22 protein-coding genes and 1 pseudogene are annotated in these 25,450 nt (G+C 39.8%); all 23 read left to right on the top strand.

The window, feature by feature from the left end:
- Positions 1 to 231: 231 nt before the first annotated feature.
- The 23 genes and pseudogenes from DWW85_RS08425 (at position 232) to guaA (ending at position 25,375) form a co-directional block, all read left to right on the top strand.
- On the top strand, positions 232 to 1,455 hold the full coding sequence (locus DWW85_RS08425) for an SLC13 family permease (protein ID WP_117808310.1): 1,224 nt from the start codon (positions 232 to 234) through the stop codon (positions 1,453 to 1,455).
- A gap of 736 nt (positions 1,456 to 2,191) precedes the next feature.
- Complete coding sequence (locus DWW85_RS08430) at positions 2,192 to 2,956, top strand: LytTR family DNA-binding domain-containing protein (protein ID WP_117808311.1); 765 nt, start codon at positions 2,192 to 2,194, stop codon at positions 2,954 to 2,956.
- Between the two features lies 1 nt (position 2,957).
- Positions 2,958 to 4,283, top strand: a complete 1,326-nt coding sequence (locus tag DWW85_RS08435; RefSeq protein WP_117808312.1) for a GHKL domain-containing protein — start codon at positions 2,958 to 2,960, stop codon at positions 4,281 to 4,283.
- A gap of 249 nt (positions 4,284 to 4,532) precedes the next feature.
- Positions 4,533 to 6,059, top strand: a complete 1,527-nt coding sequence (locus DWW85_RS08440) for a DNA methylase (RefSeq protein WP_117808313.1) — start codon at positions 4,533 to 4,535, stop codon at positions 6,057 to 6,059.
- 15 nt (positions 6,060 to 6,074) lie between these two features.
- Positions 6,075 to 6,509: a hypothetical protein gene (locus DWW85_RS08445; RefSeq protein ID WP_117808314.1), complete on the top strand. Its 435-nt coding sequence runs from the start codon at positions 6,075 to 6,077 to the stop codon at positions 6,507 to 6,509.
- A gap of 150 nt (positions 6,510 to 6,659) precedes the next feature.
- On the top strand, positions 6,660 to 7,547 hold the full coding sequence (locus tag DWW85_RS08450) for a sulfide/dihydroorotate dehydrogenase-like FAD/NAD-binding protein (protein WP_117808315.1): 888 nt from the start codon (positions 6,660 to 6,662) through the stop codon (positions 7,545 to 7,547).
- Positions 7,547 to 8,935, top strand: coding sequence for an NADPH-dependent glutamate synthase (gltA, locus tag DWW85_RS08455; protein WP_117808316.1), 1,389 nt, complete (start codon positions 7,547 to 7,549; stop codon positions 8,933 to 8,935). Before DWW85_RS08450 ends, gltA begins: the two co-directional genes overlap by 1 nt.
- A 143-nt stretch (positions 8,936 to 9,078) precedes the next feature.
- Positions 9,079 to 9,339: pseudogene (locus tag DWW85_RS08460) on the top strand (hydrolase); the annotation flags it as partial.
- Positions 9,340 to 9,560: 221 nt separating this feature from the next.
- Positions 9,561 to 10,907, top strand: coding sequence for an NADP-specific glutamate dehydrogenase (gdhA, locus tag DWW85_RS08465; protein ID WP_117808317.1), 1,347 nt, complete (start codon positions 9,561 to 9,563; stop codon positions 10,905 to 10,907).
- Positions 10,908 to 11,164: 257 nt separating this feature from the next.
- Complete coding sequence (locus tag DWW85_RS08470; protein ID WP_117808318.1) at positions 11,165 to 11,830, top strand: phage holin family protein; 666 nt, start codon at positions 11,165 to 11,167, stop codon at positions 11,828 to 11,830.
- A gap of 137 nt (positions 11,831 to 11,967) precedes the next feature.
- A complete protein-coding gene (locus tag DWW85_RS08475; protein ID WP_117808319.1) occupies positions 11,968 to 12,402 on the top strand; it encodes a transcriptional repressor in 435 nt (144 codons plus the stop codon).
- A gap of 134 nt (positions 12,403 to 12,536) precedes the next feature.
- Complete coding sequence (locus tag DWW85_RS08480; RefSeq protein ID WP_226801056.1) at positions 12,537 to 13,661, top strand: putative manganese transporter; 1,125 nt, start codon at positions 12,537 to 12,539, stop codon at positions 13,659 to 13,661.
- A gap of 27 nt (positions 13,662 to 13,688) precedes the next feature.
- Complete coding sequence (locus tag DWW85_RS08485; protein ID WP_117808321.1) at positions 13,689 to 14,423, top strand: SDR family NAD(P)-dependent oxidoreductase; 735 nt, start codon at positions 13,689 to 13,691, stop codon at positions 14,421 to 14,423.
- 100 nt (positions 14,424 to 14,523) lie between these two features.
- Positions 14,524 to 14,766: a hypothetical protein gene (locus tag DWW85_RS08490; RefSeq protein WP_117808322.1), complete on the top strand. Its 243-nt coding sequence runs from the start codon at positions 14,524 to 14,526 to the stop codon at positions 14,764 to 14,766.
- A gap of 350 nt (positions 14,767 to 15,116) precedes the next feature.
- Entirely contained in the window at positions 15,117 to 15,674 is a 558-nt protein-coding gene (locus DWW85_RS08495; protein WP_021943140.1) for a LytR C-terminal domain-containing protein, read from the top strand.
- A gap of 159 nt (positions 15,675 to 15,833) precedes the next feature.
- Positions 15,834 to 16,706: a YitT family protein gene (locus DWW85_RS08500; RefSeq protein ID WP_117808323.1), complete on the top strand. Its 873-nt coding sequence runs from the start codon at positions 15,834 to 15,836 to the stop codon at positions 16,704 to 16,706.
- A 197-nt stretch (positions 16,707 to 16,903) separates the two neighbouring features.
- Positions 16,904 to 18,016, top strand: a complete 1,113-nt coding sequence (ugpC, locus tag DWW85_RS08505) for a sn-glycerol-3-phosphate ABC transporter ATP-binding protein UgpC (RefSeq protein ID WP_021943138.1) — start codon at positions 16,904 to 16,906, stop codon at positions 18,014 to 18,016.
- A gap of 207 nt (positions 18,017 to 18,223) precedes the next feature.
- Positions 18,224 to 19,312: a helix-turn-helix domain-containing protein gene (locus DWW85_RS08510; RefSeq protein ID WP_021943137.1), complete on the top strand. Its 1,089-nt coding sequence runs from the start codon at positions 18,224 to 18,226 to the stop codon at positions 19,310 to 19,312.
- Between the two features lie 126 nt (positions 19,313 to 19,438).
- Positions 19,439 to 20,125: a cell division ATP-binding protein FtsE gene (gene ftsE, locus DWW85_RS08515; RefSeq protein ID WP_021943136.1), complete on the top strand. Its 687-nt coding sequence runs from the start codon at positions 19,439 to 19,441 to the stop codon at positions 20,123 to 20,125.
- Positions 20,115 to 21,023, top strand: a complete 909-nt coding sequence (gene ftsX, locus DWW85_RS08520; protein WP_117808324.1) for a permease-like cell division protein FtsX — start codon at positions 20,115 to 20,117, stop codon at positions 21,021 to 21,023. Before ftsE ends, ftsX begins: the two co-directional genes overlap by 11 nt.
- Before the next feature lie 13 nt (positions 21,024 to 21,036).
- Entirely contained in the window at positions 21,037 to 22,260 is a 1,224-nt protein-coding gene (locus tag DWW85_RS08525) for a M23 family metallopeptidase (protein ID WP_242996108.1), read from the top strand.
- A 243-nt stretch (positions 22,261 to 22,503) separates the two neighbouring features.
- Positions 22,504 to 23,751 carry a S41 family peptidase gene (locus tag DWW85_RS08530; protein WP_117808357.1) on the top strand — a complete coding sequence of 416 codons (1,248 nt, stop codon included), beginning with the start codon at positions 22,504 to 22,506 and terminating at the stop codon, positions 23,749 to 23,751.
- Between the two features lie 82 nt (positions 23,752 to 23,833).
- Positions 23,834 to 25,375 (top strand): glutamine-hydrolyzing GMP synthase, encoded by a 1,542-nt coding sequence (gene guaA, locus DWW85_RS08535; RefSeq protein WP_044944527.1) that lies wholly within the window; start codon positions 23,834 to 23,836, stop codon positions 25,373 to 25,375.
- Positions 25,376 to 25,450 lie beyond the last annotated feature (75 nt).

Below are 25,450 nucleotides of genomic sequence, written 5' to 3' on the forward strand. Positions count from 1 at the left end.
TTATTAATATTTGTACAGCTTGTGTAGATTATGAGCTTCAACCTGTTGATACTATCAAGACAGGAACGCTTTTGTAAATATTTATATGTAGAGTATAAAATATTTCCGGTAAAAAAGCATCTAAAATATAAGGAAGACTTGATCATAAATTGTAGAATTACAGGTTGTGGGGCGGAAGTGAATGCAGTACAATAATGCAAGCAGAAAATATGTGTTAAGAGGATTAGAAGGATGAAAAAGATTTTATATTTTATAAAGAAGGAAACCGTGTTATCGATCGCGGTCGTGCTGGCAGTGATATCAGTATTTTTTGTAGTCCCTGACAGAGAATATATTTCGTATATTGATTTCCGGACACTGGCGATCCTGTTCTGCCTTATGAGTATCGTTGCCGGCTTGAGGAATATTGATGTGTTTGATAAATTAGCAGAACGGCTGTTAGCAAAGGTGCATGGGATCGGAGGAGTAACGGTAATCCTTGTATGCCTGTGTTTCTTTATGTCGATGTTTATAACAAATGATGTATCACTTATTACATTTGTGCCGTTTGCAATTATAATAATGAAGAAACTGAACCCGGACACTGATAGCAAATGGATGCTAAAAGTAATTGTCATGCAGACGATTGCGGCGAATCTTGGCAGTATGTTGACACCTCTTGGTAATCCTCAGAATCTGTATTTGTATGGAAAAGCAGGTATAGGTATTGCGGAGTTTTTAAAGATCATGCTGCCGTATACAGTCTGCGCATTTGCTTTGTTAATGGCATGGATCGGTCTGGCATCCATGGTTCGAAAAAGAAAGTTAAGTCATGATGGGCAGACAGAAATAAAGCAGAACAAAGGCTTAGATTCTGTTGAAGATAAAGCTTCAACGAAAAGACAGAAGGATTCGTTGGGTGCTTCCGGTTCAAAATGGGAGAAAAAGGATGCGGAATGGATTGAAAAATTTACAGCATATCTTATTCTGTTTGTCATAAGTCTGCTTGCGGTTTCACATATTCTTCCGTATGGTGTGCCTTTCGCGTTAGTATTTTTATATTTGCTTCTGCGTGACCGGAAAATTCTGACACAGGTTGATTATTCTCTGTTATGTATTTTTATCGCGTTATTTATATTCATCGGTAATCTTGGACGTATCCCGGCATTCAGTCAACTGCTTTCGGATATATTGACCGGACGGGAGGTGGTTACTTCGGTAATTGCAAGTCAGGTAATGAGTAATGTTCCTGCTGCGATTTTGTTATCCGGATTCACAGACCATATTCGGGAGCTGGTGATCGGAACCAATCTCGGGGGCCTTGGAACGTTGATAGCATCAATGGCAAGCCTGATCAGCTTCAAATATGTTGCAAAAGAGGATCGGTCATTTAGGGGCAGATATTTTCTGGAATTTACAGTTGTAAATGTTATTTTCCTTTTTATAATGATGATTCTTTATCGTTTACTTTCTTAACATAATCAAGTAGAACAGCCGTGCTATGAGAGTAGTAGACATAGCGAACAAAACTGACAAAATTCTCAAGTGAGATAAAAACAGGAATATCGAACCTTTACGCAGGAGCAACAGAACTTCCGATAAATACGGGAGATACACAGTACAAGGCAACAGTAAGGAATGATCCGAGACACATTTTTACTAAAGAGGATAAAATAACAAAATATAGTCATTGTTTATACATGATTTTTTGCTACAGAACAAAAAACGACAGTTCAGAACAAATAAATAGAAAATACCACTTTATCCCTTTAAACTGAAACCATCGTACGAAACAAACAACTGATGGCGCCTAAAGGGAAAGGGGAAATTCATGTTGTATAGTCTCGGGTTTTTAGAATGGATAAAGAAGTTTTTAGGAATTGGGAAATAGAAACTTTATCTGAGAAAAAAGGGGGGAAATATTAGAATATATAAAAGGTACGGAAAATTTAAGACTATAATATATTATTTTAGATATAAAAGGGGCATTGCGTTTAGAGGCAATGTAGGGATGTGTTAAAATAATAATTAATTATTATGGTATATATTTTTAGCAAGTATGACTGCGTCAGTTGGTGGGGGCATCAACTGGAAAAATAGTTCAGGAATTCCTGGACTATTTTTTTTGACTATTTTTGTCTAAGAATGTCGAACAACAAAGTTATTATTGTAAAAAGACAGAAAACAATTTATTATTTTATATAACTTAAGTATGAAGGGAAAGGGGCAAAAGATGAATATCGTCATTTGTGATGATGAAAGAAAAGTAATTGAAGATGTGGGATTGATATGCAGAGAATGCTTATCTCCGGATGTCAAATTATATGGATTCCGGTCGGCGGAGAGTTTATTGAAAAATCTTGATAAGATAGAGGGGGATATTGATCTCTTTATATTAGATATAGAAATGCCGGGCAGGGATGGCTTATGGCTTAGAAAAGAGTTAGAACGATACAGGTATGGAAGCAGTATTATTTATCTGACAAGTCATGACGAGCTTGTGCAGGAAGCATTTGGAAGATATGTGATAGGATTTGTTGATAAAGTTAGTTTTTTGCATGATAAGAATTGCTTGATTGAAAAATTAAAACTTTTTGAACAGGAAGCAAATAATCAAGAAATTCTATGTATTAAGAGTGATCAGGGAAATTTGCATATCCGAAAAGATAAAATTATTGCAATAGAGGCAGAACATGTATATACGTATTTAGAATATATCACAATAGAAAATGCATCAGGAATTATTAAAACAGATAAGATGCTAATTAGAAAGTCATTAAAGGACTGGAAAAGTGAATTAAACACCGATTATTTAAAAATTAGTAAAAGTGTTATTGTCAATATGAATTACATTAAAAAGATAGAAAAAGTTGTTGAATTAAATAATGGGGAGTTATTTAATATTCCACGTTCGAATAGGCATGAATGTCAAGAGAAATATTTCGAATTTTGTAAAAGAAAGATGAAATGGGGATAAAATGAATTTAATAATAATTACAAATATAGTTGAAATAATTAAATTTTTTATAATTTTTTCTATTATGCTAAAAGGAAAAATTTACAGAAGTAAAAGATTATGGATAGGATGTTTGATAGTATTTGCAGAGGTGATATTTTTCTCGTTTTGTTTGAAAAACGATGACTTTATTATTTCAATTATTATATTTGGTTCGGCATTAAGTGTAATGTATAACGGAAATGCAAAAAATAAAATTTTACTATTTATGTTGGCAATTCTTCTAGTTAATTATGTGGATACACTTTGCTATGGAATAATGGGAATTTTACTTCATGGAAATGTATGGTGGTATTTTATACATAGCATACAAAATATAGTGGTTTATGGAAGTATATTTGTAATTGCTGTATTAGCTGCAATATCAGTTGTTTATACAAAAATAGTAAATAGGAATTGGTTGGTTTGCCAAATTCAAATATTTCAATGTTTGCTTTTGAATGGAGCAATGATAGGTTTATACGCAATTATCATGATAATTCCATTATTTACTGTATATGGAGATATTATCATTAAAAGTAGATTGTATATTTTGCTGACAGTTTCAACCGTTCTTACACTATCCTGCATTCTCGCCTTTTTCCTATATTCCAACCATTTGAAAAAAGAAAATGATCTGAAAACAAAGAATATTGAAGTTCAGGAAGAGAACGATGGTCTGCGGTTGGCGTTATATGCCAATATGGAAATGATGGATGATGATATGCGACAATATCGTCATGATAATAGACATCATAGGGCGGTTCTTAGAGAATTGGCTTCTAAAGGAGATTTGGAGGAAATAAAAGATTACTTGGCACAGCTTTCGGAACAAGATGAGGATCTGAAGAAGAAAAATGTGCTATATACCGGAAATTATATGGTGGATGCCATCATAAATGGAATTATTACGAAAGAGGTTTATTCAGATGTTAAGTTCCATTGTGAAGGTAAGTTGCCACGGAAATTAATGATCCAGGATGTTGACTTGAGCGGACTGCTTTCGAATGGTTTGGAAAATGCAGCGGAAGCCTGTTTACATAGTAATGGTGATAAGTGTGTTTTGTTCAAAGCTGCAGGTTATGAGAACATGATTCATTTTGAGATTAAGAATACATATGATAGTACAAGATATAAAGCACTTTCAAAAGGAGATTTTGAAACAACAAAGAAGGATAGTGAATATCATGGATATGGAATAGAAAGTATGCGTCGTGTTGTAAAGAAATATGATGGTAAGCTGGAGTATATCGTAGAACCGGAGTGGGTGATTACAGATATATACTTACAGCAAAAAGATGAAATATAAGAAATTTGATTAGAAACAAAAAAGTCCTATGATCTGTTGCGTGATTGTGCAATTCGGTTGGCAGACCATAGGACTTTTTTGCTCCAATAATATCCCTGACATAGCGCCGGAAACAGGTGGGACTTTATCTTTGTATCCGTATTTTTCCATTGAGAAAACCAACCATTTTACATATAATTGAAGCGTGGAATAAAATGCAGAACAACCGTTGGATGATGTGGATAAAATATACGGAAGGAGCATGGATAAATGGAAGAAAATAAAACATATATAGCGATCGATCTGAAATCCTTCTATGCTTCTGTAGAATGCAGAGAGCGGAACAGAGACCCCCTGACCACAAATCTAGTAGTGGCAGATCCGAGCCGGACAGAGAAAACGATCTGCCTTGCGGTATCTCCATCACTTAAGGCATATGGAATACCGGGCAGGGCGAGATTATTTGAGGTTGTTCAGAAGGTGCGGGAAGCAAATAATATAAGAAGACGGAATATACCGGATCATCATTTTACCGGAGCATCGGATGACAGCACGAAGCTGAGTGCAGATCCGGCTCTTCAGCTGGATTATATTATTGCTCCGCCGTGCATGGCACTTTATATGGAATACAGTACACGGATCTACGACATTTATTTGAAATACATTGCGCCGGAGGATATTCATATTTATTCGGTCGATGAGGTATTTATGGATGTGACCAGCTATCTGAATGTCTATCATATGACAGCCAGAGAACTAGCCATGATGATGATACGGGATGTGTTAAAGACGACCGGAATCACAGCGACGGCAGGAATCGGAACCAATCTGTATCTTTGTAAGATCGCGATGGATATCGTGGCGAAGCATATCGAACCGGATGAGGACGGAGTACGGATTGCGGAGCTGGATGAAATGGCATACCGCAGGAAGCTTTGGAGTCACAAGCCGATCACGGATTTCTGGCGTGTCGGTCAGGGATATGCGAAGAAATTAGCGGAATATGGGCTATACACGATGGGCGATGTGGCGAGATGCTCGGTCGGAAAGACAAATGAATTATATAATGAAGATTTATTGTATAAGTTATTTGGCATTAATGCAGAGCTGCTGATCGATCATGCATGGGGATATGAGCCTTGCACGATGGAGCAGATCAAGGCATATAAACCGGAGACGAATAGCATTTGCACCGGACAGGTACTGCACTGTCCGTATGATTTTGATAAGACAAGGCTGGTTGTAAAGGAAATGACTGATCTTATGTCGCTTGATCTGGTGGATAAGGGACTTGTTACAGATCAGATCGTGCTTACGATCGGTTATGATATTGATAATCTGACAGACCTGGCGAGAAGAAAGAAATATAAAGGGGCGGTTACGACGGATCGATATGGACGAAAGGTTCCAAAGCATGCACATGGAACGATCAATCTCAAGCGGCAGACTTCATCGACGCAGATGCTTATGGATGCGGTAATGGAACTGTATGACCGGATCGTCGACAAGGATCTTTTGATCCGGAGGATTAATATTACCGCGAATAAACTGGTGGATGAACATACTGTCACGAATGACGATGCGTATGAGCAACTTGATTTTTTTACAGATTATGAGGCTGTAAAAAAACAAAGGGAGAAAGAGGAAGCGGATCTGGAACGGGAACGCCACATGCAGGAAGCCATGCTCAACATCAAGAAAAAATATGGAAAAAATGCGATCCTGAAGGGCATGAACCTGCAGGAAGGGGCAACGGCGAAAGACAGAAATGCACAGATCGGCGGACATAAGGCATAAAGAGGTATATATAATATGCAGGAGCAGAACAACCATAAATATGATGATATCATTCATTTGGAACACCCTGTTTCAAAGACGCATCCGCAGATGACGCTCTATGACCGGGCGGCACAATTTGCGCCGTTTGCGGCATTGACAGGACATGCGGCGGCGATTCGTGAGACTGCCAGACGGACAGATGAGAAACGGGTGCTCAGTGATGAAGTATTGGAAGAATTGAATGAGAAACTAAACATTATTTCAGCCAATATAGGTACAGAACAGTTAGTGGATATTACCTATTTCGTACAGGATGAGAGAAAAGCCGGAGGAGAATATGTTACGCATTCCGGTATCGTTAAGCGAATTGATCTGTACAGAAGAGCAGTAATCATGGCAGATGCAACAATCATACCGATTGAAGATATCAGTCAGATAGAAAGCAATCTGTTTTCTGGTTTGGAGTAACGTAAAAATGATATGAAAAATGCCTGAAAATTACACCTTTACAGTATTTGTTAATAGATGCTATAATGGACTATATTGTGCGATTTCGGCAGTGTAGTATTCCTGAGTCTTGTGTGGAGAGTCGGGAAAAGAGAAAGGAAGGATAAAAACGTGTTTAAGATTGTTAGAACAGAAGCGTTGACAGATGCAATCTATCTTATGGACGTGGAAGCACCAAGAGTAGCAAAGAATTGTCTTCCGGGTCAGTTTGTAATCGTAAGAGGCTCAGAAGATGGAGAGAGAATTCCTCTTACAATCTGCGATTATTCAAGAGAAGCAGGCACGATCACTATCGTATTCCAGGTAGTAGGTGCAGCGACAGAGATGATGAAGAATTTAAAGGTTGGAGACAGCTTTACAGATTTTGTTGGACCGCTTGGCCGTCCGTCGGAATTAGTAGAAGAAGATTTAGAGACATTAAAGAATAAGAAGATCTTATTTGTAGCCGGTGGTGTAGGAACCGCACCTGTATATCCACAGGTAAAATGGTTACATGAGCATGGAGTAGCCGCCGATGTTATCATCGGTGGAAGATCCAAAGAGCTTATCATTCTGGAAGAGCAGATGAAGGCAGTTGCCGGAAATCTCTACATTACAACAGACGATGGTTCATATGGAAGCAAGGGCGTTGTTACAAATGAGATTCAGAAGCTTGTAGACGCAGGCAACAAATATGATGTATGCGTAGCAATCGGACCGATGATCATGATGAAGTTCGTTTGTAAGCTTACAAAAGAGCTTGAGATCCCTACAGTTGTCAGCCTGAACCCGATCATGGTAGACGGTACCGGTATGTGTGGTGCATGCCGAGTAACAGTTGGCGGCGAAGTAAAATTCGCATGTGTAGACGGACCTGAATTTGACGGACACCTTGTAAACTTCGAAGAAGCTATGGAGCGTCAGCAGATCTATAAGACACAGGAAGGCAGAGCATATCTTGCAGCCAAGGAAGGCGACACCCATCATGGTGGATGCGGACAGTGTGGAGGTGACAGATAATGGACGTTTTAAATAGAGTACCGGTTCGTGAACAGGAACCTGCGGTTCGTGCAAAGAATTTTGAAGAAGTATGTTACGGATATAATGAAGAAGAAGCAATGGCAGAAGCAGCAAGATGTATCGGCTGTAAGAATGCACAGTGTGTAAAGGGCTGTCCTGTTTCTATTGATATTCCTGGATTTATCGCTCATGTAAAGAAGGGCGAATTTGCAGAGGCATTCCAGGTGATCAGCAAATCATCAGCACTCCCTGCTGTATGTGGCCGTGTATGTCCACAGGAGACACAGTGTGAAGGTAAATGTATCAGAGGTATCAAGGGCGATCCTGTATCTATCGGTAAACTGGAGCGTTTCGTTGCTGACTGGGCAAGAGAGCATGGTATTAAGCCGGAACCGGCAGTAGAGAAGAATGGCAAGAAGGTTGCAGTTATCGGTTCCGGTCCATCCGGTCTTACCTGTGCAGGAGACCTTGCAAAGATGGGTTACGATGTAACAATCTTTGAAGCACTTCATGAGACAGGCGGCGTACTGGTTTATGGTATCCCTGAATTCCGTCTTCCAAAAGATGGCGTAGTAAAGAAAGAAATCGAAAATGTAAAATCCTTAGGTGTTAAGATTGAGACTGACGTTGTAGTTGGTAAATCTGTAACGATAGATGAATTAATGGAGGAGGAAGGCTTCTCAGCAGTATTTATCGGTTCCGGTGCAGGACTTCCTAAGTTCATGGGTATTCCGGGTGAGAATGCAAATGGTGTATTCTCAGCAAATGAGTACCTGACAAGAAGTAACCTGATGAAGGCTTATAAGGAAGGCTCTAACACACCTATCATGGTTGGTAAGAAGGTTGCCGTTGTCGGCGGTGGTAACGTAGCAATGGATGCTGCAAGAACAGCACTTCGACTTGGCGCTGAGACACATATTGTATATAGACGTAGTGAAGAAGAACTTCCTGCCAGAGTAGAAGAAGTACATCATGCAAAAGAAGAAGGAATCATTTTTGATCTCCTTACAAATCCAACTGAGATCCTTGAAGATGAAAAGGGCTGGGTTAAGGGCATGAAATGTGTTAAGATGGAACTTGGTGAGCCGGATGCATCCGGTAGAAGAAGACCGGTTGAGATTCCTGATTCTGAGTTCGTTATGGATGTGGATGCAGTTATCATGTCACTTGGTACTTCACCAAACCCACTGATCTCATCTACAACAAAGGGACTTGATACAAATAAGTGGAAATGTATTGTTGCTGATGAAGCAAACGGACAGACCACAAAGACAGGTGTATATGCCGGTGGTGATGCAGTTACCGGTGCAGCTACAGTTATCCTTGCTATGGGAGCTGGAAAGGCAGCAGCAAAGGGCATTGACGAGTACCTCAAAGGACTCAACTAATATATAGTCTTTGAAACAAAATAAAGGATGGTATTATCTATTATTCCACAAGACGTTTAATAGTAATACCATCCATTTATTTTTGAATCAATACGTCGGTTAAAATAATTGAGGTCTTTTGAGATCTGTTTTAATAAGAGATGGTGGTGTTTGCAGCAGATGAACTGACAGGCCTGATCTGGGCAGCGGCATTGATGCGTCCGTCAAAAAGTACAAAGGATATGGAACTGAAGTCACTGAAGAAGAAATATAAGAGCAAAGGATTTGCTGCAGGTTGTTCCAGAGAAGTGATCGAACGTGGTGCTGCACAGCTTAACTGGGAGCTTGAGAAGCTTCTGACCATGACATTACAGGCAATGGCAGCAACGGAGGATGAGATCAAGGCAGAGATGGAAGACCTGTAAATCCCGCTAATTTGCTAGCACTTTAGCGCATTGTAACTTAAGAAAATCCTGCTTTTTCATTAAAAAGATAAAAAAATTCATAAAAATCATATTTTTACTTGATAAATTCAAGTCTATTGTTTATAATCTTAAGTGGAAATTTTCTTAAAGAGAAAATACTACTCCAAATGAATTTCGCAGAGATGCGATTTACTTATAATTAATTTAAGGAGGATTTTAAGATGTCATACGTTGATGAAGTGCTGGAGATCGTAAAGAAGAAAAATGCTGACCAGCCAGAATTTTTACAGGCAGTAACAGAGGTTCTTGATTCACTTAGACCTTGTATCGATGCAAACGAGGAGCTCTACAGAAAGAATGCGATTCTTGAAAGAATCACAGAGCCGGACAGACAGATCATGTTCAGAGTACCTTGGGTAGATGACAATGGACAGGTTCAGGTAAACAGAGGTTTCCGTGTACAGTTTAACAATGCTATTGGACCATACAAGGGAGGATTAAGACTTCATCCTTCAGTTAATTTAGGTATTATCAAGTTCCTTGGATTTGAGCAGATCTTCAAGAACTCACTGACAACACTTCCAATCGGTGGTGGTAAAGGTGGCTCTGATTTCGATCCTAAGGGCAAATCAGATAGAGAGATTATGGCATTCTGCCAGAGCTTTATGACAGAGCTTTGCAAGTACATCGGAGCAGATGTCGATGTTCCTGCTGGTGATATCGGAACAGGCGGAAGAGAGATCGGTTTCTTATTCGGACAGTATAAGAGAATTCGTGGATCATTCGAAGGTGTTCTTACAGGTAAGGGACTTACATATGGTGGATCACTTGCTCGTACAGAAGCTACAGGATATGGTTTATTATACTTAACAAATGCATTATTAAAGGATCACGGTATTGATATCGCTGGTAAGACCTGTATCGTATCCGGTGCCGGTAATGTTGCGATCTACGCAATCCAGAAGGCACACCAGTTAGGCGCTAAGTGTGTAACATGTTCAGATTCAACAGGTTGGATCTATGATCCGGAAGGAATCGATGTTGACTTACTTAAGGAAGTTAAGGAAGTTAAGAGAGCACGTCTTACAGAGTATGCAGCAGCCAGACCAAGTGCTGAATACCATGAGAAGAAGAACGGCGAGCACGGTGTATGGAATGTTAAGGGTGATATCGCATTACCATGTGCTACTCAGAATGAATTAGACTTAGATGATGCCAAGGCATTAGTTGCAAATGGTGTTATCTCTGTAACAGAGGGTGCTAACATGCCTACAACATTAGAGGCTACTAAGTACTTACAGGAGAATGGCGTATTATTTGTAGGTGGTAAGGCTGCTAACGCTGGTGGTGTTGCTACGTCTGCACTCGAAATGAGCCAGAACTCAGAGAGACTTTCATGGACATTTGACGAAGTTGACGGCAAGTTAAAGGGAATCATGGAGACAATCTACGCTAACATCAGCGACGCTGCTAAGCGTTACGGTGTAGAAGGCGACTATGTTGCAGGTGCTAACATTGCCGGTTTCGAAAAGGTTGTAGAAGCTATGCTTGCTCAGGGTGTTTGCTAATCAAATGCCGGTCAAAATCTGACGATAATTATTATATAGTAAATGTTAATATAAGACCCCGGAATCGTGATATGCGGTTTCGGGGTTTTTCTTTGCGAGAAAGACATTATAGAAAAGAAAATTCAATAACGCTTTATTTCGGGATATGCAGATACAATCTATAATGATTTTATGGAAAGTTTTTGATTGAATCTATGGATATCTTTTCGTATAATGTAGATATTATATGCTTTTTACATAAAAAGGAGGATGTTGATATGGGAAGAGATATTGTACTTGCAAAAATAAAAAAAGGTGGAATCACAGCGATTGTCGGTGGAGCGGTGTTAATGCTGATTTTCGGATTGATCACAATAGGTGTGATGTCAGATAATGCAGATGACGGAATGGGTATGATCATTTTATTTGGTTTATTTGCATTATTAGGAATTGTATTTATCATAATGGGGATTCGTAATATTGTAAGACCTGAAAAAAACGTCTATTTGAAAAATAATCCGCAGCTTTTGGAGATGGCCGACCAGTTATATTCGCATATAATATATGAAGACCAATATGTATTGATTTCTGATAAGGTGCTTGCAAATAAGAAACAGCCGACACAGATGACCTGGCTCTGGGATGTATATCTGATTTATCTGCATACTACATCGACGAACTTTATTCCAACCGGAAGTGAATATGTAATCGAAAATCGTTTTCCAAAGAACCGTGTTGCTATTAATGTACTGGCAAGAGGAAAAAAGAGTAAACAGGAGTTGTTGAATGTACTTGCACAGGCATGTCCAAATGCGAGATTTGGATATTCTGATGAGGGACTGGCATATCTTCAGTATATGAGAAATCAGGATCTTAGAAATATTCCGAATACACCTTATTATCAGGGGGTACCGGTGCAGATGCAGGACAATGTGCAGCAGTAATTAGAATATGCAGTAGGAAGATAAAGTATAGATAGAATGTGTAACAAAAGGCAGATACTGTGACAGTAGATCGATACTGCATAGAATAACAGTTTACATAGTGGAGACTTAAGAACAGATAGAAAGCAGGAATTGAGATGGAACGTAAACATGAATATCAGACAAAGAGCAGACAGATGATCCTTGATTATCTGATCCGGAATAAAGATCGTGCCGTTCATGTGTCGGATATTATACAGCATATGGATCAGGAAGAGTGTTCGGTAAATAAGACAACTGTATACCGATATCTGGATAAGCTGGTTGCAGAGAAGACACTGATGAAATATGTGGCTGATAAGGGCGAAAAAGCAGGATATCAGTATGTAGAACAGCCATCCAGATGTCAGAAGCATCTACATCTGCAATGCTCCGAATGTGGAAAGGTCATCCATCTGGACTGTGATTTCATGAAAGAGATATCAGAGCACATTTTGTCTGATCATGGGTTCACACTTTGCTGCAAGGATTCCATTTTATATGGTGTCTGCGACAAATGCAGTAAGAAAGAAAAGAAAGAAATAGAAAAATAAAACCAGATAACAGGAATTTCCATGCTGAAAATTGAATATTTCTGATAATAGGAGTTGACATTGGGGAAAATAATGCTATAATCTGATAATGCAACTTGGTTGCAAATTATATTTTTAGGAATGAGATGGATAGTATGGAATTGTTATTTGATTCGTTTTCAGATGCACTGATCGATAGTGTAAAATTAATACCATTTTTATTAGTGACATATCTGCTGATGGAATGGTTGGAGCAGAGAACAGAAGAAAAGCAGAAGCAATATATGCAGTCTGCCGGTGCGTTTGGTCCGTTGGCAGGTGGAGCACTTGGAATCGTTCCACAGTGTGGATTTTCCTGTGTGGCAGCGAACCTTTACAGTGGTGGTGTGATTACAGCAGGAGTTTTGCTTGCAGTATTTATGTCAACCTCTGATGAGATGCTTCCAATCTTTATTTCGCATACAGTGAATGCCGGTACAATTATTCGTATCCTGCTTACAAAAATGTGCATTGCGGTCGTTACAGGTTATGCAGTCGATCTTGCAAATAAATATATTCGCAGAAGATATCTGGCAGGAAGAAAAACGAAGCGTACAGCGTCTTCAAAAAACGATAATTCTAAAATTACAGACAGTGCAGATGAATCAAAGCATTCTGGATATTCCGTTCAGGCAGCACAGACAGTCAATGCAGAATGTACACATAATAAAGATACTCATACACATAATGGAAAAAGTGTGCATGTGCATGATGAAAAAATTATTCATACCGACGATGAAAAAAGTACACACACACATCATGGACATATCCACTATGATGGTACAGACATAGAAGAAAAACATATCCATGATCTGTGCGAGCAGGAACACTGCAACTGCGAGGACGGAATCTGGATGTCGGCATTAAAGCACACCTTGAAGATTACGGTATTTATCCTGGCGGTATCCTTTGTGTTAAATATTATTATCGGTATCGCAGGGGAAGATGCGATTGGAAGACTTCTTGGTGATGTACCGTTCCTTGGAGAAGCAATGGCGGCACTGATTGGACTGATACCAAACTGCGCACCATCTGTTATTATTACGGAGCTTTATCTGGATGGTATGCTCAGTGCCGGAGCAATGATGTCAGGCCTGCTTGTCAGCGCAGGCGTAGGACTTCTGGTATTGTTCCGTATGAACCGCCACAGATTGAAAGAAAACATTATGGTCGTTGGAACCTTGTATGTTACTAGTGTGTGCTGGGGGTTGTTGATCAATCTGTTGGGTATCACATTTTAAATAGAAAGAACAGCGAGAACAGAAAGAATGGAGCAGAAAACAGCAATAGTTATCGGGGCATCAACAGGAATTGGTGCAGCAACGGCGGAAGCCCTTGCACAACAATATAAAAAAATAGCCATAACGTCATTTCGTCATCCGGAAAAGCTGAAAGAGGTTCAACAGAAGATACTTGCGCAGGGCACAGATTGTTATGCAGAGACCGGTGATGCCGGAGATTTTACATTTGTGAAGCAGTTTATAGAACATGTAACCGAACAGTTTGGGGAGAAGATTGATCTGTTGGTCAATAATGCCGGAATTTCTTATGTCGGACTGCTGACGGATATGGATGAAATGGACTGGAAAAGGATTATAGATACGAATATAACGTCAGTATTTAACACATGCCGGCAGGTTGTGCCATACATGGTGCATGCACATAAGGGACGTATTATCAACATTTCATCTGTATGGGGCAATGTTGGAGCCTCCTGTGAGGTAGCGTATTCAGCGACCAAAGGTGCGGTCAATGCATTCACAAAGGCACTTGCGAAGGAACTTGCACCAAGCGGCATAGCGGTAAATGCCATCGCATTTGGTGCAATTGATACTGCGATGAATGGACATCTGTCATTGGAAGAAAAAACCGTTCTGGAAGAGGAGATTCCGTTTGGCAGGATGGCTACAGAGAAAGAAGCCGCAGATTTTATTGTAACGACAGCAAATGCCGGCAGCTATCTGACCGGTCAGGTCCTGACCTTTGATGGTGGCTGGCAGTAGTCTGGTAAACGTTTGCATTTTCCCTAATTTTCTATTGAAAAATTGTTCATATTGCTATAAAATAATCTATGCAAAGTTGCGCAGATATGGGGTAGAGATTATGGGAATAAAGTTTATTAAAAAGAAAAAGAGTGAGGTTGCTGCGGCAAATACATTGGCAGATCTGAGAACGACAGTAGATAAAGATGGCAATGTTGAGATCGTTTCGAAGAATTTTACAATGACAACTAGTCAGCAGCCGAAGAAGGAAGCAGAGGCTTCGGAGTGGACATGTTGGGGCTGCGGACATGTAAACAGTGGAGAAGTTTGTGAGGTCTGTGGGAAAAAACGGGTACAGAAGTGAAAATATATGGAATCGGTTGATTTTTAAAACAGAGAGTATAGATGTGAAAAAGGATTCTTGTATGAAAACATATGAGGATTCTTTTTTATGTCTGGGAAATGGACAAAATACAGGATTGTATATTATATTGGTCTATCATTTGCCGCGGATAAATAAGAAATTGGAAATGCAGGTTGAAATTTAAAAGTACGTTTGGTATACTCATTAGGTGATTTTTAGGTATAATGAAGAATCATAGAAAAGTAATTTTTTTTTGGTGCATTTGTGATGCATGGAACTGGTAGGCTGTTTTAAGAACAATCGGATGTTCCTAGGATGCATTATAGTATATATTAAATGGAGGCCAGAAAATGGGAAAAAAAGTATTGAGATTATTTCTGGAAACAATGCTCAGAGCACTTGTAATTATTCTTGCAATCGGAATAGTTATTATGGGAGCACTGCTTATAAAGACCTTAGTAAAGAATAATTCTCTGAAAGACAGTAAGAAAACAACAAACGGAAAAGAAATTGTAACAGAAGCAGGAGATGAAAATGATCCTACCTTCAAGAATGGAGATGGAGAAAACAGTGGATCAGATGACTCAGACGAATCAGGTTCTGTTGCTTCCACAGATGCGAAGATCCTTGTTATCAATGCGACAGGAACAAGTGGCGTTGCCGGTGCATGGAAGACAGCATTAGAAGGCAAGGGCTATACTTCTGTAGAAGTTGGTACGTATACACAGTCTGCAATTGCAACCTCAAAGGTATGTGTATCCGGTTCATATGATGGAGCAGATCTTGCTGCTGAATTAACTTCGCCGGAGATGTCAACGGTAGATTCCGTAAGCGCATCTGATTGTGATGTATCAATTGATGGATATGATATTATCGTTATTATAGGAACTAGCGATATTAAAAATTAAACAGAACAACTGGAAGGACATGTATTTGTACAAGTTGCCCATACAAAAAACAGGTATTGTCACAGAAGTGTGACAGTACCTGTTTTTTGTTTTAGATGCACATGACTACACTGGAATAAATCGGACATACTATAAAAAACTGTATGAAAGGCGGTTTATATGAAAAATATTGGCGAAGTGATAGAAACATATGCATTGCTTACGGTGGCAGCATTTCTGATGTCGCTTGGGGTTGTCTGGATTTTTAACAGTGAACAGATCGTGCCGGGTGGTGTGACAGGAATTGGAATTATAATTGAGAATTTGACAAAAGGGATGGGAAACGGAGAAACAGGCATACCGGTCTGGCTGAGTAATCTGGTGATCAATATACCTCTTTTTATCTGCGGATATTTTCTATTGGAAAAGAAGAGCATGATAAGGACAGCATATACAACAGCCGTTTCAACAGTATTCATGGCGGCTATTCCCACATTTTCGCTTGCAACACAGGATAAACTGCTGAATATGATCCTTGGCGGTGTTATGTTTGGCTGTGCTTATGGGCTGATGTTCCGGCAGAATGCTTCCTCCGGCGGTGTTGATCTGATGGCATTGATCCTGAATCATCTGCGGCATGATATAGGAGCACCATTATTTCTTGGCGGGATCGATCTGGCGATCGTTGTGGCAGGCGGACTGGCATTTGGATTTGAAAATATGCTGTATGCAGTTATTGCGATTGCGATATCGACAAAATTATCCGATGTGATCGTGCAGGGACTACGGCATGGAAAACTGGTATATATTATTTCTTCCCATTGTGAAGAGATCAAAGCCTGTATCATGAATGAGATTGGAAGAGGTGTGACGGTATTAAATACCAGAGGCGGTTACACGAATGAAGGGCGTGTAATGATTATTTCTGTTTTGTCAAGTAGGCAATTAGTAGAATTAAAAGATAAAATAAGGACAATTGATGAAAATTCTTTTCTCATTGTAGGGCAGGTTACGGAGGTTTTTGGTGAAGGTTTCACAAAATTCTCGCCTTAAAAGTTCTTAAATCGACGCGAATATCGTCAAAATGTTAGTTTTTTTGCGGTCGTATACAAAACAAACAAAACATTAAAATTTTTTTTGGGCAATAATCATATGGTTTAAAGAAGGGGAATGTTGTAAAATGACACTATGTTCAGAACGAATGAATAAATAAAACAATACTATATAATATTTACGGAGGTATTTGCAGAATGGCAAGTTTATCACTTAAGAACATCTATAAGGTATATCCTAACGGATTCAATGCTGTTAAGGATTTCAACCTTGAAATTGAAGATAAGGAGTTCATCATTTTCGTTGGACCTTCAGGATGTGGTAAGTCAACAACTCTTAGAATGATCGCAGGTCTTGAGGATATCAGCTCAGGTGAGTTATGGATCGGCGACAAGCTTGTAAATGACGTAGAGCCTAAGGACAGAGATATTGCAATGGTATTCCAGAACTACGCTCTGTATCCACATATGTCAGTATATGACAACATGGCATTCGGACTTAAGTTAAGAAAGGTTCCAAAGGAGAAGATCGACAAGGCTGTTCATGAAGCTGCTAAGATCCTTGACATTGAGCACTTACTTGACAGAAAGCCAAAGGCTTTATCAGGTGGTCAGAGACAGCGTGTAGCTATGGGTCGTGCAATTGTTCGTGAGCCTAAGGTATTCCTTATGGATGAGCCACTTTCAAACCTTGATGCGAAACTTCGTGTACAGATGCGTGTTGAGATTTCCAAGTTACATCAGAGATTACAGACAACCATCATTTACGTTACACATGACCAGACAGAGGCTATGACACTTGGTACAAGAATCGTAGTTATGAAGGATGGTATCATTCAGCAGGTAGATACACCACAGAACTTATACGATAAGCCATGTAACTTATTCGTAGCTGGTTTCATGGGTATGCCACCTATGAACTTCATTGATTGTAAGGTAGTTAAGTCAGGATCAGACATTCTCTTAATGTTCGGTTCACACTCAATCAAAGTTCCAGACAGCAAGGCTGAGAGACTTATCGCACTTGATGCAGTTGATAAGGAAGTTGTTCTTGGTATCCGTCCAGAAGATATCCACGATGAGCAGCTCTTCATCGAGTCTTCACCAGAAAGCGTTATTGATGCAAGAATCAATATCTATGAAATGTTAGGTGCAGAAGTTTACTTATACTTCACAATCGATCAGTTCGATATCACAGCAAGAGTTAATGCTCGTACAACAGCAAGACCTGGTGATACAGTTCAGTTCGCATTTGACTTAAGCAAGATTCATATCTTTGATAAGGAAACAGAGGAAATCTTAGTAAGCTAATAGATGCTACATACTTAATATTTATAAACAAAGAGGGAAAATGCAGAAAATTCTGCATTTTCTCTTTTTTTTTTTTGAAATATGTTTTAGAATAGGGACAGTAGTGTATTTTGTTATTCGTATGCTTTCCGGGAGGTTTATCCGTCGGACAGAATGGATAAGGAAAGAATACAGAATCCGAATATAAGAATAAGGAGTGTAGAATATATGATATCGAACCAGATACTTCAGGATACGATTGATGGATTAAAGAATATTACAAGAACCGATTTATGTGTTCTTGATACAGAAGGTAAAATACTTGCATCAACATTTAAGGATGTCGATGACTGCGAAGAGGCAGTGCTTGCGTTTGTGGATTCCCCGGCAGAGAGTCAGGCAATTCGTGATTACCAGTTCTTCAAGGTATTTGACGATAACCAGTTAGAGCATATCTTACTTGCAAAAGGTGAGACAGATGATACCTATATGGTAGGTAAGATCGCAGCATTCCAGATCCAGAATCTGTTAGTTGCATACAAGGAGCGTTTTGATAAGGATAACTTTATCAAGAATCTTCTGCTGGATAATCTGCTTCTTGTTGATATTTACAACCGAGCAAAGAAACTGCATATCGATACAGATGTCAGAAGAATCGTATTTATCATTGAAACCAAGAATGAGAAGGATACCAATGCACTTGAGACGGTTCGTAATATCTTTTCAACAAAGACAAAGGATTTTATCACTGCTGTAGATGAGAAGAATATTATTCTTGTAAAGGAAGTAAAGCAGACAGAGTCCTATGATGATATGAATAAGATTGCAAAGGTCGTTGTAGATATGCTGAATACAGAGGTTATGTCTTCTGTTCATGTATCTTATGGTACGATTGTAAATGAGATTAAGGAAGTATCCCGTTCTTATAAAGAAGCAAAGATGGCACTGGATGTAGGAAAGATCTTCTACGAGAACCAGAATATCATCGCATACAGCAATCTGGGAATCGGACGTCTGATCTATCAGCTTCCACTTCCGCTTTGTAAGATGTTTATCCGTGAAATTTTCGATGGCAAGTCACCGGATGAATTTGACGAAGAAACACTTACAACGATTGATAAGTTCTTTGAGAACAGCCTGAATGTATCAGAGACATCCAGACAGTTATACATTCACAGAAATACTCTGGTTTATCGTCTGGATAAGCTTCAGAAGAGTACAGGTCTGGATCTTCGTGTATTTGAGGATGCAATCACATTTAAGATCGCGCTGATGGTTGTAAAATACATGAAGTATATGGAGTCATTAGATTATTAAAGGTAAAAGCTGGTCTCTTTGTAATATATTGTATGCATGATTTACACATATATTTCACATTTAGTTGATATACTTGCAAATGCAAAGAGAGAGAGTACAGACAGTTAAAGTTGAAAGGAAACCATTATGATAGAGTTAGAGAATGTTACTATGACCTACCCGGGTGGTATGACGGCTCTGAAGAATGTTAATATCAATATAGAAAAAGGCGAGTTTGTCTTTATCGTTGGAAGCAGTGGATCTGGTAAAACGACATTGATCAAGCTCTTATTAAAGGAACTAGATCCGACATCCGGTTCTATCCGTGTAGCGGGATATAATTATAAAACGATCAAAAAGAAGAATATCCCAAAGGTCAGAAGAAAGATTGGAGTTGTATTCCAGAACTTCCGACTGTTAAAGGATCGTACCATCTATGAGAATGTCGCATTTGCACAGAGAGTTATACAGACTCCTGCAAGATATATCAGAAGACGAGTACCTGCTATGCTGACGCTGGTAGGACTTGCTGATAAGTACAAGTCATATCCAAAGGAGTTATCCGGTGGTGAACAGCAGAGAGTTGCCATGGCAAGAGCTTTGGTAAATAATCCTGAGATCATCCTTGCCGATGAGCCAACCGGTAACCTGGATCCGAAGAACTCAGAGGATATTATGGAGCTGCTGGACGATATCAATAAACGTGGAACGACAGTTGTTGTAGTTACACATAATAAGGATATCGTAAATGAGATGCGAAAGAGAGTAATCACACTGAAGAAGGGTGTGGTTATCAGCGATGAAAAACAAGGTGGTTATATAGATGAAGATTAGTACATTCTTTTATATCCTGAAACAGGGATTTGCAAACATCAGAAGAAATATATTGTTCTCCCTTGCATCCATCGGTACAATTATTTCGTGTTTGTTTATATTTGGTATTGTATATGCAGTTGTTGTTAACTTCCAGTCCGGAATGCAGGATCTGGAGAACAACGTAACGATATCTATCTTTTTTGATGAAGATATTCCGGATGAAACGGTTCAGTTGATCGGAGAGCAGATCCGTGTTCTCGATTATGTGAACACAATGGATTTTATCAGTGCAGATGAAGCATTTGATAAATTCTGTGAGCAGAACTATGATGATCCGAAAGCAGCAAAAGCAGCTTTTGGTGATGACAATCCGTTAAAGAATTCTGCTTCTTATGAGGTAACATTGAAGGATGTATCCAAACAGGCTGAATTTGTAGCATTTGCAAAGGGACTGGACGGTGTAAGAAATGTCAGAAGCTCAGAGGTAACGGCTGATAGTATTTCGACATTATCATCACTGGTCGGTTATGCTTCCGTCGGTATCGTTGTGATACTGATGCTGGTATCTATCTTCCTGATCAGTAATACGATCACGATCGGTATTACCGTTCGTAAGGAAGAAATTGCGATCATGAAGCTGATCGGTGCAACAAACTTTTTTGTACGTGCACCGTTCATAATAGAAGGTATTATTATCGGAGCAGTCGGTTCTGTTATTCCGCTTTATCTGTTATATATTATGTATCAGAAGATTCTGGAATATGTGGCAGGACGATTTGCAGTTCTGACATCAGTATTTGCATTTGTAAGCAAAGAGGAACTGTTCCGTACGATGGTACCGGTAGGCTTAATACTTGGTATAGGTGTAGGTTTGTTTGGTAGTTTGATCACTACCAGAAAACATTTGAAGGTTTAAGGGAGGTTTTATTTTGAAGAAATTTCAGATCTCATTGATGAAGAAATTCAAAAAGACAGCAATTGTTGTCGTATGTGCAGTTGCACTTGCGGCAATACCGCCGGTTTCCAATGTCTCAGCAACTACCATGCAGGAGGCACAGGACAGCAAGAATGAAGCTGAGGGAAATAAAAAAGATGCACAGAATGTGCTGGATGGTCTGCAGGAGAGACAGAACCAGTTGATCAGTGATGTTGAAGTGCTTGATAAACAGGTTTCTGATATTCAGACAAAGATCACTGCAAAAGAGGAAGAAGAAGATCAGTTGAATACTGAGATCGATGATACAAAGAAAAAGCTTGCAGAAGCCCAGGTTGAGGAAGATAATCAGTATGCAGCAATGATGAAGCGTATTCAGTATCTTTATGAAAACGGAGAGGTAGAATACATAGACACACTGATGTCATCTGCTTCCTTTACAGATATGTTGAATAAATCAGAATATGTTGAGCAGATTTCAAGCTATGACCAGAAACAGTTAAATGCATTGATTCAGACCAGACAGGATATTCAGGATTACGAAGCAACACTGGAAAAAGACCTGAAAGAGGTTGAGAGTGTTAAGGCTGATCTTGAAACTGAAAAAGATAATCTAAATACAACAATTACAGAGAAGAATAATAAGATTGCAGAGTATTCCAAGGATATTGACGCTCAGGCAGCTATGGTTGAACAGTATCAGAAAGAGATTGATGCAGCAGATGCAGAGATGGCAGCCATTCAGAAGCGACTGGATGAGCAGCGTGCAGCACAGCAGCAGAGTGGCGGCAGCAGCGGAAGCAGTGAACCACAGTACTATACACCAAGCGGTGGTTCTTACATGTGGCCTGCTACACAGGGAAGCCGGATCAGTTCTTACTTCGGACCAAGATCTTCACCTACAGCAGGTGCAAGTTCGAACCATAAGGGAATTGATATTCCATGTCCAACCGGTAGTGATATTGTTGCATCAGCAGCAGGTACAGTTGTTGTATCACAGTACAGCTCATCTGCAGGATACTACATCATGATCGATCATGGAAATGGTGTATCGACAGTATATATGCATAATTCCCAGTTGGTTGTCAGTGTAGGACAGAGTGTTGAACAGGGACAAGTAATTGCCAAGGCAGGAAGTACCGGATACAGTACGGGTTCCCATTGCCATTTTGGAGTTATGATTAATGGATCTTATGTAAATCCACTGGATTACCTGTAAAAAGGCAGAAAGTTGGGATTCATACAAGTATGATAACCAGTCAGAATTGTGAGATTTTACAGAATTACACATAGGATAAAGCAACAGACAGATCGGGTGAAAGCTGGATTTGTCTGTTGTCGTTTATAAAAGGAAATTTTCGGGAGATATTCAAAAGGCTAACATGATACAAATGAATATGAATGATTATTTCTAAGAATATGAAAGGATGCAGAATGTGCGATGCGCATTGCAAAAGGTAAAATGAAGCATAATTTTAAGAAATGGATTCTTGGTGTGGCAGTTATAGCCGGATGTGCGGGAATGATGGGATGCTCCTTTACGAAGGACAATACAAAAAGCGGCGATTTGAATACGGATGCCGGAAAACGGCATGATGATCTGGAATACAATGGTTCTGTTGTGGATGAAGATACACTGGAGAAGCTTGCAAGTCTGGAGACAATCATTGATCAGTCGTATTATTTTGATACATCGGATGAGGATATGCAGAATGGTCTGTATGCCGGGCTGATCGAGGCATTGGATGATCCATATGCAAAATATTATACACCAGAGGAATTTGCAAAATTGCAGGAAGACAGTTCCGGAGAATATGCGGGCATCGGTGTTGTTGTGAGACAGGATGAAGATACTGGATATGCAATCGCAGTCAGCATTACAGAAGATTCCCCGGCATCAGAAGCTGATATTAAGCCAGACGATCTGATCTGTAAGATCGATGATTATGAGATTCAGGAATCTGATGATTTGGACTATCTGGTTACAAAGATCCGTGGAGAAGAAGGTACGGATGTCACTCTTGAGATCTACAGACCAAGCGAACGGAAGTACTATACAGTAACCCTTACAAGAAGAAAACTGGAAAACAGTACAGTTTCTTATTATATGGCAGATACAGATAAGAAGATCGGCTATGTCCGTGTAACACAGTTTGTTGCGAATACAGGTGATTTGTTCAGAAAAGCAGTAGAAGATCTGAAATCACAGGGAATGACAGCGCTGATGATCGATCTCCGTTCCGATCCGGGTGGAATGTTATCAACGGTTGTTGATATGTGTGATTATCTGCTTCCTGCCGGTAAGATCGTATATCAGGAAGATAAGAATGGAAATGTCTTATCAACGTATGAGTCTACGGATGAAGAGCAGCTAGATCTACCGATGGTAGTGCTTGTAAACGGAGAAAGTGCAAGCGCATCCGAGATCATGACAGCGGCATTAAAAGAATATGGCGTAGCAACGATTGTTGGCGAGAACACATATGGAAAGGGAATCGTACAGTCGGTTATTCCGCTTTCTGATGGCTCAGCAATAAAGCTTACAACTGCCAAATATTTCACACCAAATGGAAATGATATTCACAAGAAGGGTGTAGCACCGGATATCGAAGTAGAACTTCCGGAGGATTATACTTCCGATGATTTCCAGGGCGAGAAAGATACACAGTACCAGAAGGGGCTGGAAGTCCTGCGCGGGAACGTAAAATAGAGTAGGATTAGGTGTAGAAAATAGAGTAATTACATGGTATAATCAAAAATAACGTGTTAAGAAAAATAAAGGAGAAACTTTCATGAATAAGGAATTGATTATCGTACTGGACTTTGGTGGACAGTACAATCAGCTTATTGCACGAAGGGTCAGAGAATGTAATGTTTATGCAGAAGTACATCCGTACACTATGAGCATTGACGAGATCAAGAAGATGAACCCGAAAGGCATTATTTTCACTGGTGGACCGAATAGTGTATACAAGGCTGATTCACCAAGTTACAGCAAGGAAATTTTTGAACTGGGTATTCCAATCCTTGGAATCTGTTATGGTTCACAGTTGATGGCACATGTACTCGGTGGCAAGGTAGCAACTGCTCCGGTCAGTGAATATGGCAGAACTGAGGTAACAGTGGATAAGAATTCCATTTTGTTTAAAGATGTAAATAAATCAACGATCTGCTGGATGAGTCATACCGACTATATCGCAGAAGCACCGGAAGGATTTGTATCAACTGCAACGACTCCAAACTGTCCATTTGCGGCAATGGAAAATGCAGAGAAGAATTTATATGCAACACAGTTCCATCCAGAGGTTATGCACACAGAAGAGGGAATGAAGATGCTTCGTGCATTTGTCATGGATGTATGTAAATGCTCCGGTGACTGGAAGATGGATTCTTTCGTTGAAGATACGATCAAGAGTCTGCGTGAGAAGATTGGAAATGGCAAGGTGCTCTGTGCATTATCCGGTGGTGTAGATTCATCGGTTGCAGCCGTTCTGTTATCCAAGGCAGTCGGCAAGCAGCTTACTTGTGTATTTGTCGATCAGGGACTTCTTCGTAAGAACGAGGGTGATGAAGTCGAAGCAGTATTTGGTCCGGATGGTCCATATGATCTGAACTTCATCCGTGTAAATGCGCAGGATCGTTTCTACCAGAAACTTGCAGGAGTTGTTGAACCGGAAGCAAAACGTAAGATCATCGGTGAAGAATTTATCCGTGTATTTGAGGAAGAAGCAAAGAAGATCGGTGCTGTCGACTTCTTAGTACAGGGAACAATTTATCCTGACGTGATCGAATCCGGTCTTGGAAAATCTGCAACGATCAAGAGCCACCACAACGTAGGTGGACTTCCGGATTATGTTGATTTTAAAGAAATCGTTGAACCGCTTCGTCTCCTGTTCAAGGACGAGGTTCGTAAAGCTGGTCGTGAGCTTGGCATCCCAGAGTATCTGGTAAGCCGTCAGCCATTCCCAGGCCCGGGTCTTGGAATCCGTATCGTTGGGGAGGTAACTGCTGAGAAGGTTAAGATCGTTCAGGATGCTGACTATATCTACCGTGAGGAGATTGCAAAAGCAGGTCTTGATAAAGGACTTGGACAGTATTTTGCAGCGCTTACCAACATGCGTTCGGTTGGTGTTATGGGTGATGAACGTACCTACGACTATGCAGTTGCACTTCGGGCCGTATGCACCAGCGATTTCATGACTGCTGACTGCGCGGATATTCCGTTTGAAGTATTGCAGAGAGTAATGACCAGAATTATTAATGAAGTGAAGGGTGTCAATCGAGTAATGTATGATCTGACGAGTAAGCCACCTGGAACGATTGAGTTTGAATAGTAAACAGAGAGCCGGGAACCCGCATAAATGCTGGGTTTCTCGGCTCTTGGTGTGTGACGTGATACCTTTTTGATA

Origin of the sequence: Clostridium sp. AF17-21AC (assembly GCF_003461365.1) — a bacterium.
Classification (GTDB): Bacteria; Bacillota; Clostridia; order Lachnospirales; family Lachnospiraceae; genus Coprococcus; species Coprococcus ammoniilyticus.

Bases quoted from the DNA above. Each gene is read 5' to 3' on its own strand.
- DWW85_RS08425 (WP_117808310.1), top strand. From the start codon at position 232: ATGAAAAAGATTTTATATTTTATAAAGAAGGAAACCGTGTTATCGATC.
- DWW85_RS08430 (WP_117808311.1), top strand. From the start codon at position 2,192: ATGAAGGGAAAGGGGCAAAAGATGAATATCGTCATTTGTGATGATGAA.
- DWW85_RS08435 (WP_117808312.1), top strand. From the start codon at position 2,958: ATGAATTTAATAATAATTACAAATATAGTTGAAATAATTAAATTTTTT.
- DWW85_RS08440 (WP_117808313.1), top strand. From the start codon at position 4,533: ATGGAAGAAAATAAAACATATATAGCGATCGATCTGAAATCCTTCTAT.
- DWW85_RS08445 (WP_117808314.1), top strand. From the start codon at position 6,075: ATGCAGGAGCAGAACAACCATAAATATGATGATATCATTCATTTGGAA.
- gltA (WP_117808316.1), top strand. From the start codon at position 7,547: ATGGACGTTTTAAATAGAGTACCGGTTCGTGAACAGGAACCTGCGGTT.
- gdhA (WP_117808317.1), top strand. From the start codon at position 9,561: ATGTCATACGTTGATGAAGTGCTGGAGATCGTAAAGAAGAAAAATGCT.
- DWW85_RS08470 (WP_117808318.1), top strand. From the start codon at position 11,165: ATGGGAAGAGATATTGTACTTGCAAAAATAAAAAAAGGTGGAATCACA.
- DWW85_RS08475 (WP_117808319.1), top strand. From the start codon at position 11,968: ATGGAACGTAAACATGAATATCAGACAAAGAGCAGACAGATGATCCTT.
- DWW85_RS08480 (WP_226801056.1), top strand. From the start codon at position 12,537: ATGGAATTGTTATTTGATTCGTTTTCAGATGCACTGATCGATAGTGTA.
- DWW85_RS08485 (WP_117808321.1), top strand. From the start codon at position 13,689: ATGGAGCAGAAAACAGCAATAGTTATCGGGGCATCAACAGGAATTGGT.
- DWW85_RS08490 (WP_117808322.1), top strand. From the start codon at position 14,524: ATGGGAATAAAGTTTATTAAAAAGAAAAAGAGTGAGGTTGCTGCGGCA.
- DWW85_RS08495 (WP_021943140.1), top strand. From the start codon at position 15,117: ATGGGAAAAAAAGTATTGAGATTATTTCTGGAAACAATGCTCAGAGCA.
- DWW85_RS08500 (WP_117808323.1), top strand. From the start codon at position 15,834: ATGAAAAATATTGGCGAAGTGATAGAAACATATGCATTGCTTACGGTG.
- ugpC (WP_021943138.1), top strand. From the start codon at position 16,904: ATGGCAAGTTTATCACTTAAGAACATCTATAAGGTATATCCTAACGGA.
- DWW85_RS08510 (WP_021943137.1), top strand. From the start codon at position 18,224: ATGATATCGAACCAGATACTTCAGGATACGATTGATGGATTAAAGAAT.
- ftsE (WP_021943136.1), top strand. From the start codon at position 19,439: ATGATAGAGTTAGAGAATGTTACTATGACCTACCCGGGTGGTATGACG.
- ftsX (WP_117808324.1), top strand. From the start codon at position 20,115: ATGAAGATTAGTACATTCTTTTATATCCTGAAACAGGGATTTGCAAAC.
- DWW85_RS08530 (WP_117808357.1), top strand. From the start codon at position 22,504: ATGAAGCATAATTTTAAGAAATGGATTCTTGGTGTGGCAGTTATAGCC.
- guaA (WP_044944527.1), top strand. From the start codon at position 23,834: ATGAATAAGGAATTGATTATCGTACTGGACTTTGGTGGACAGTACAAT.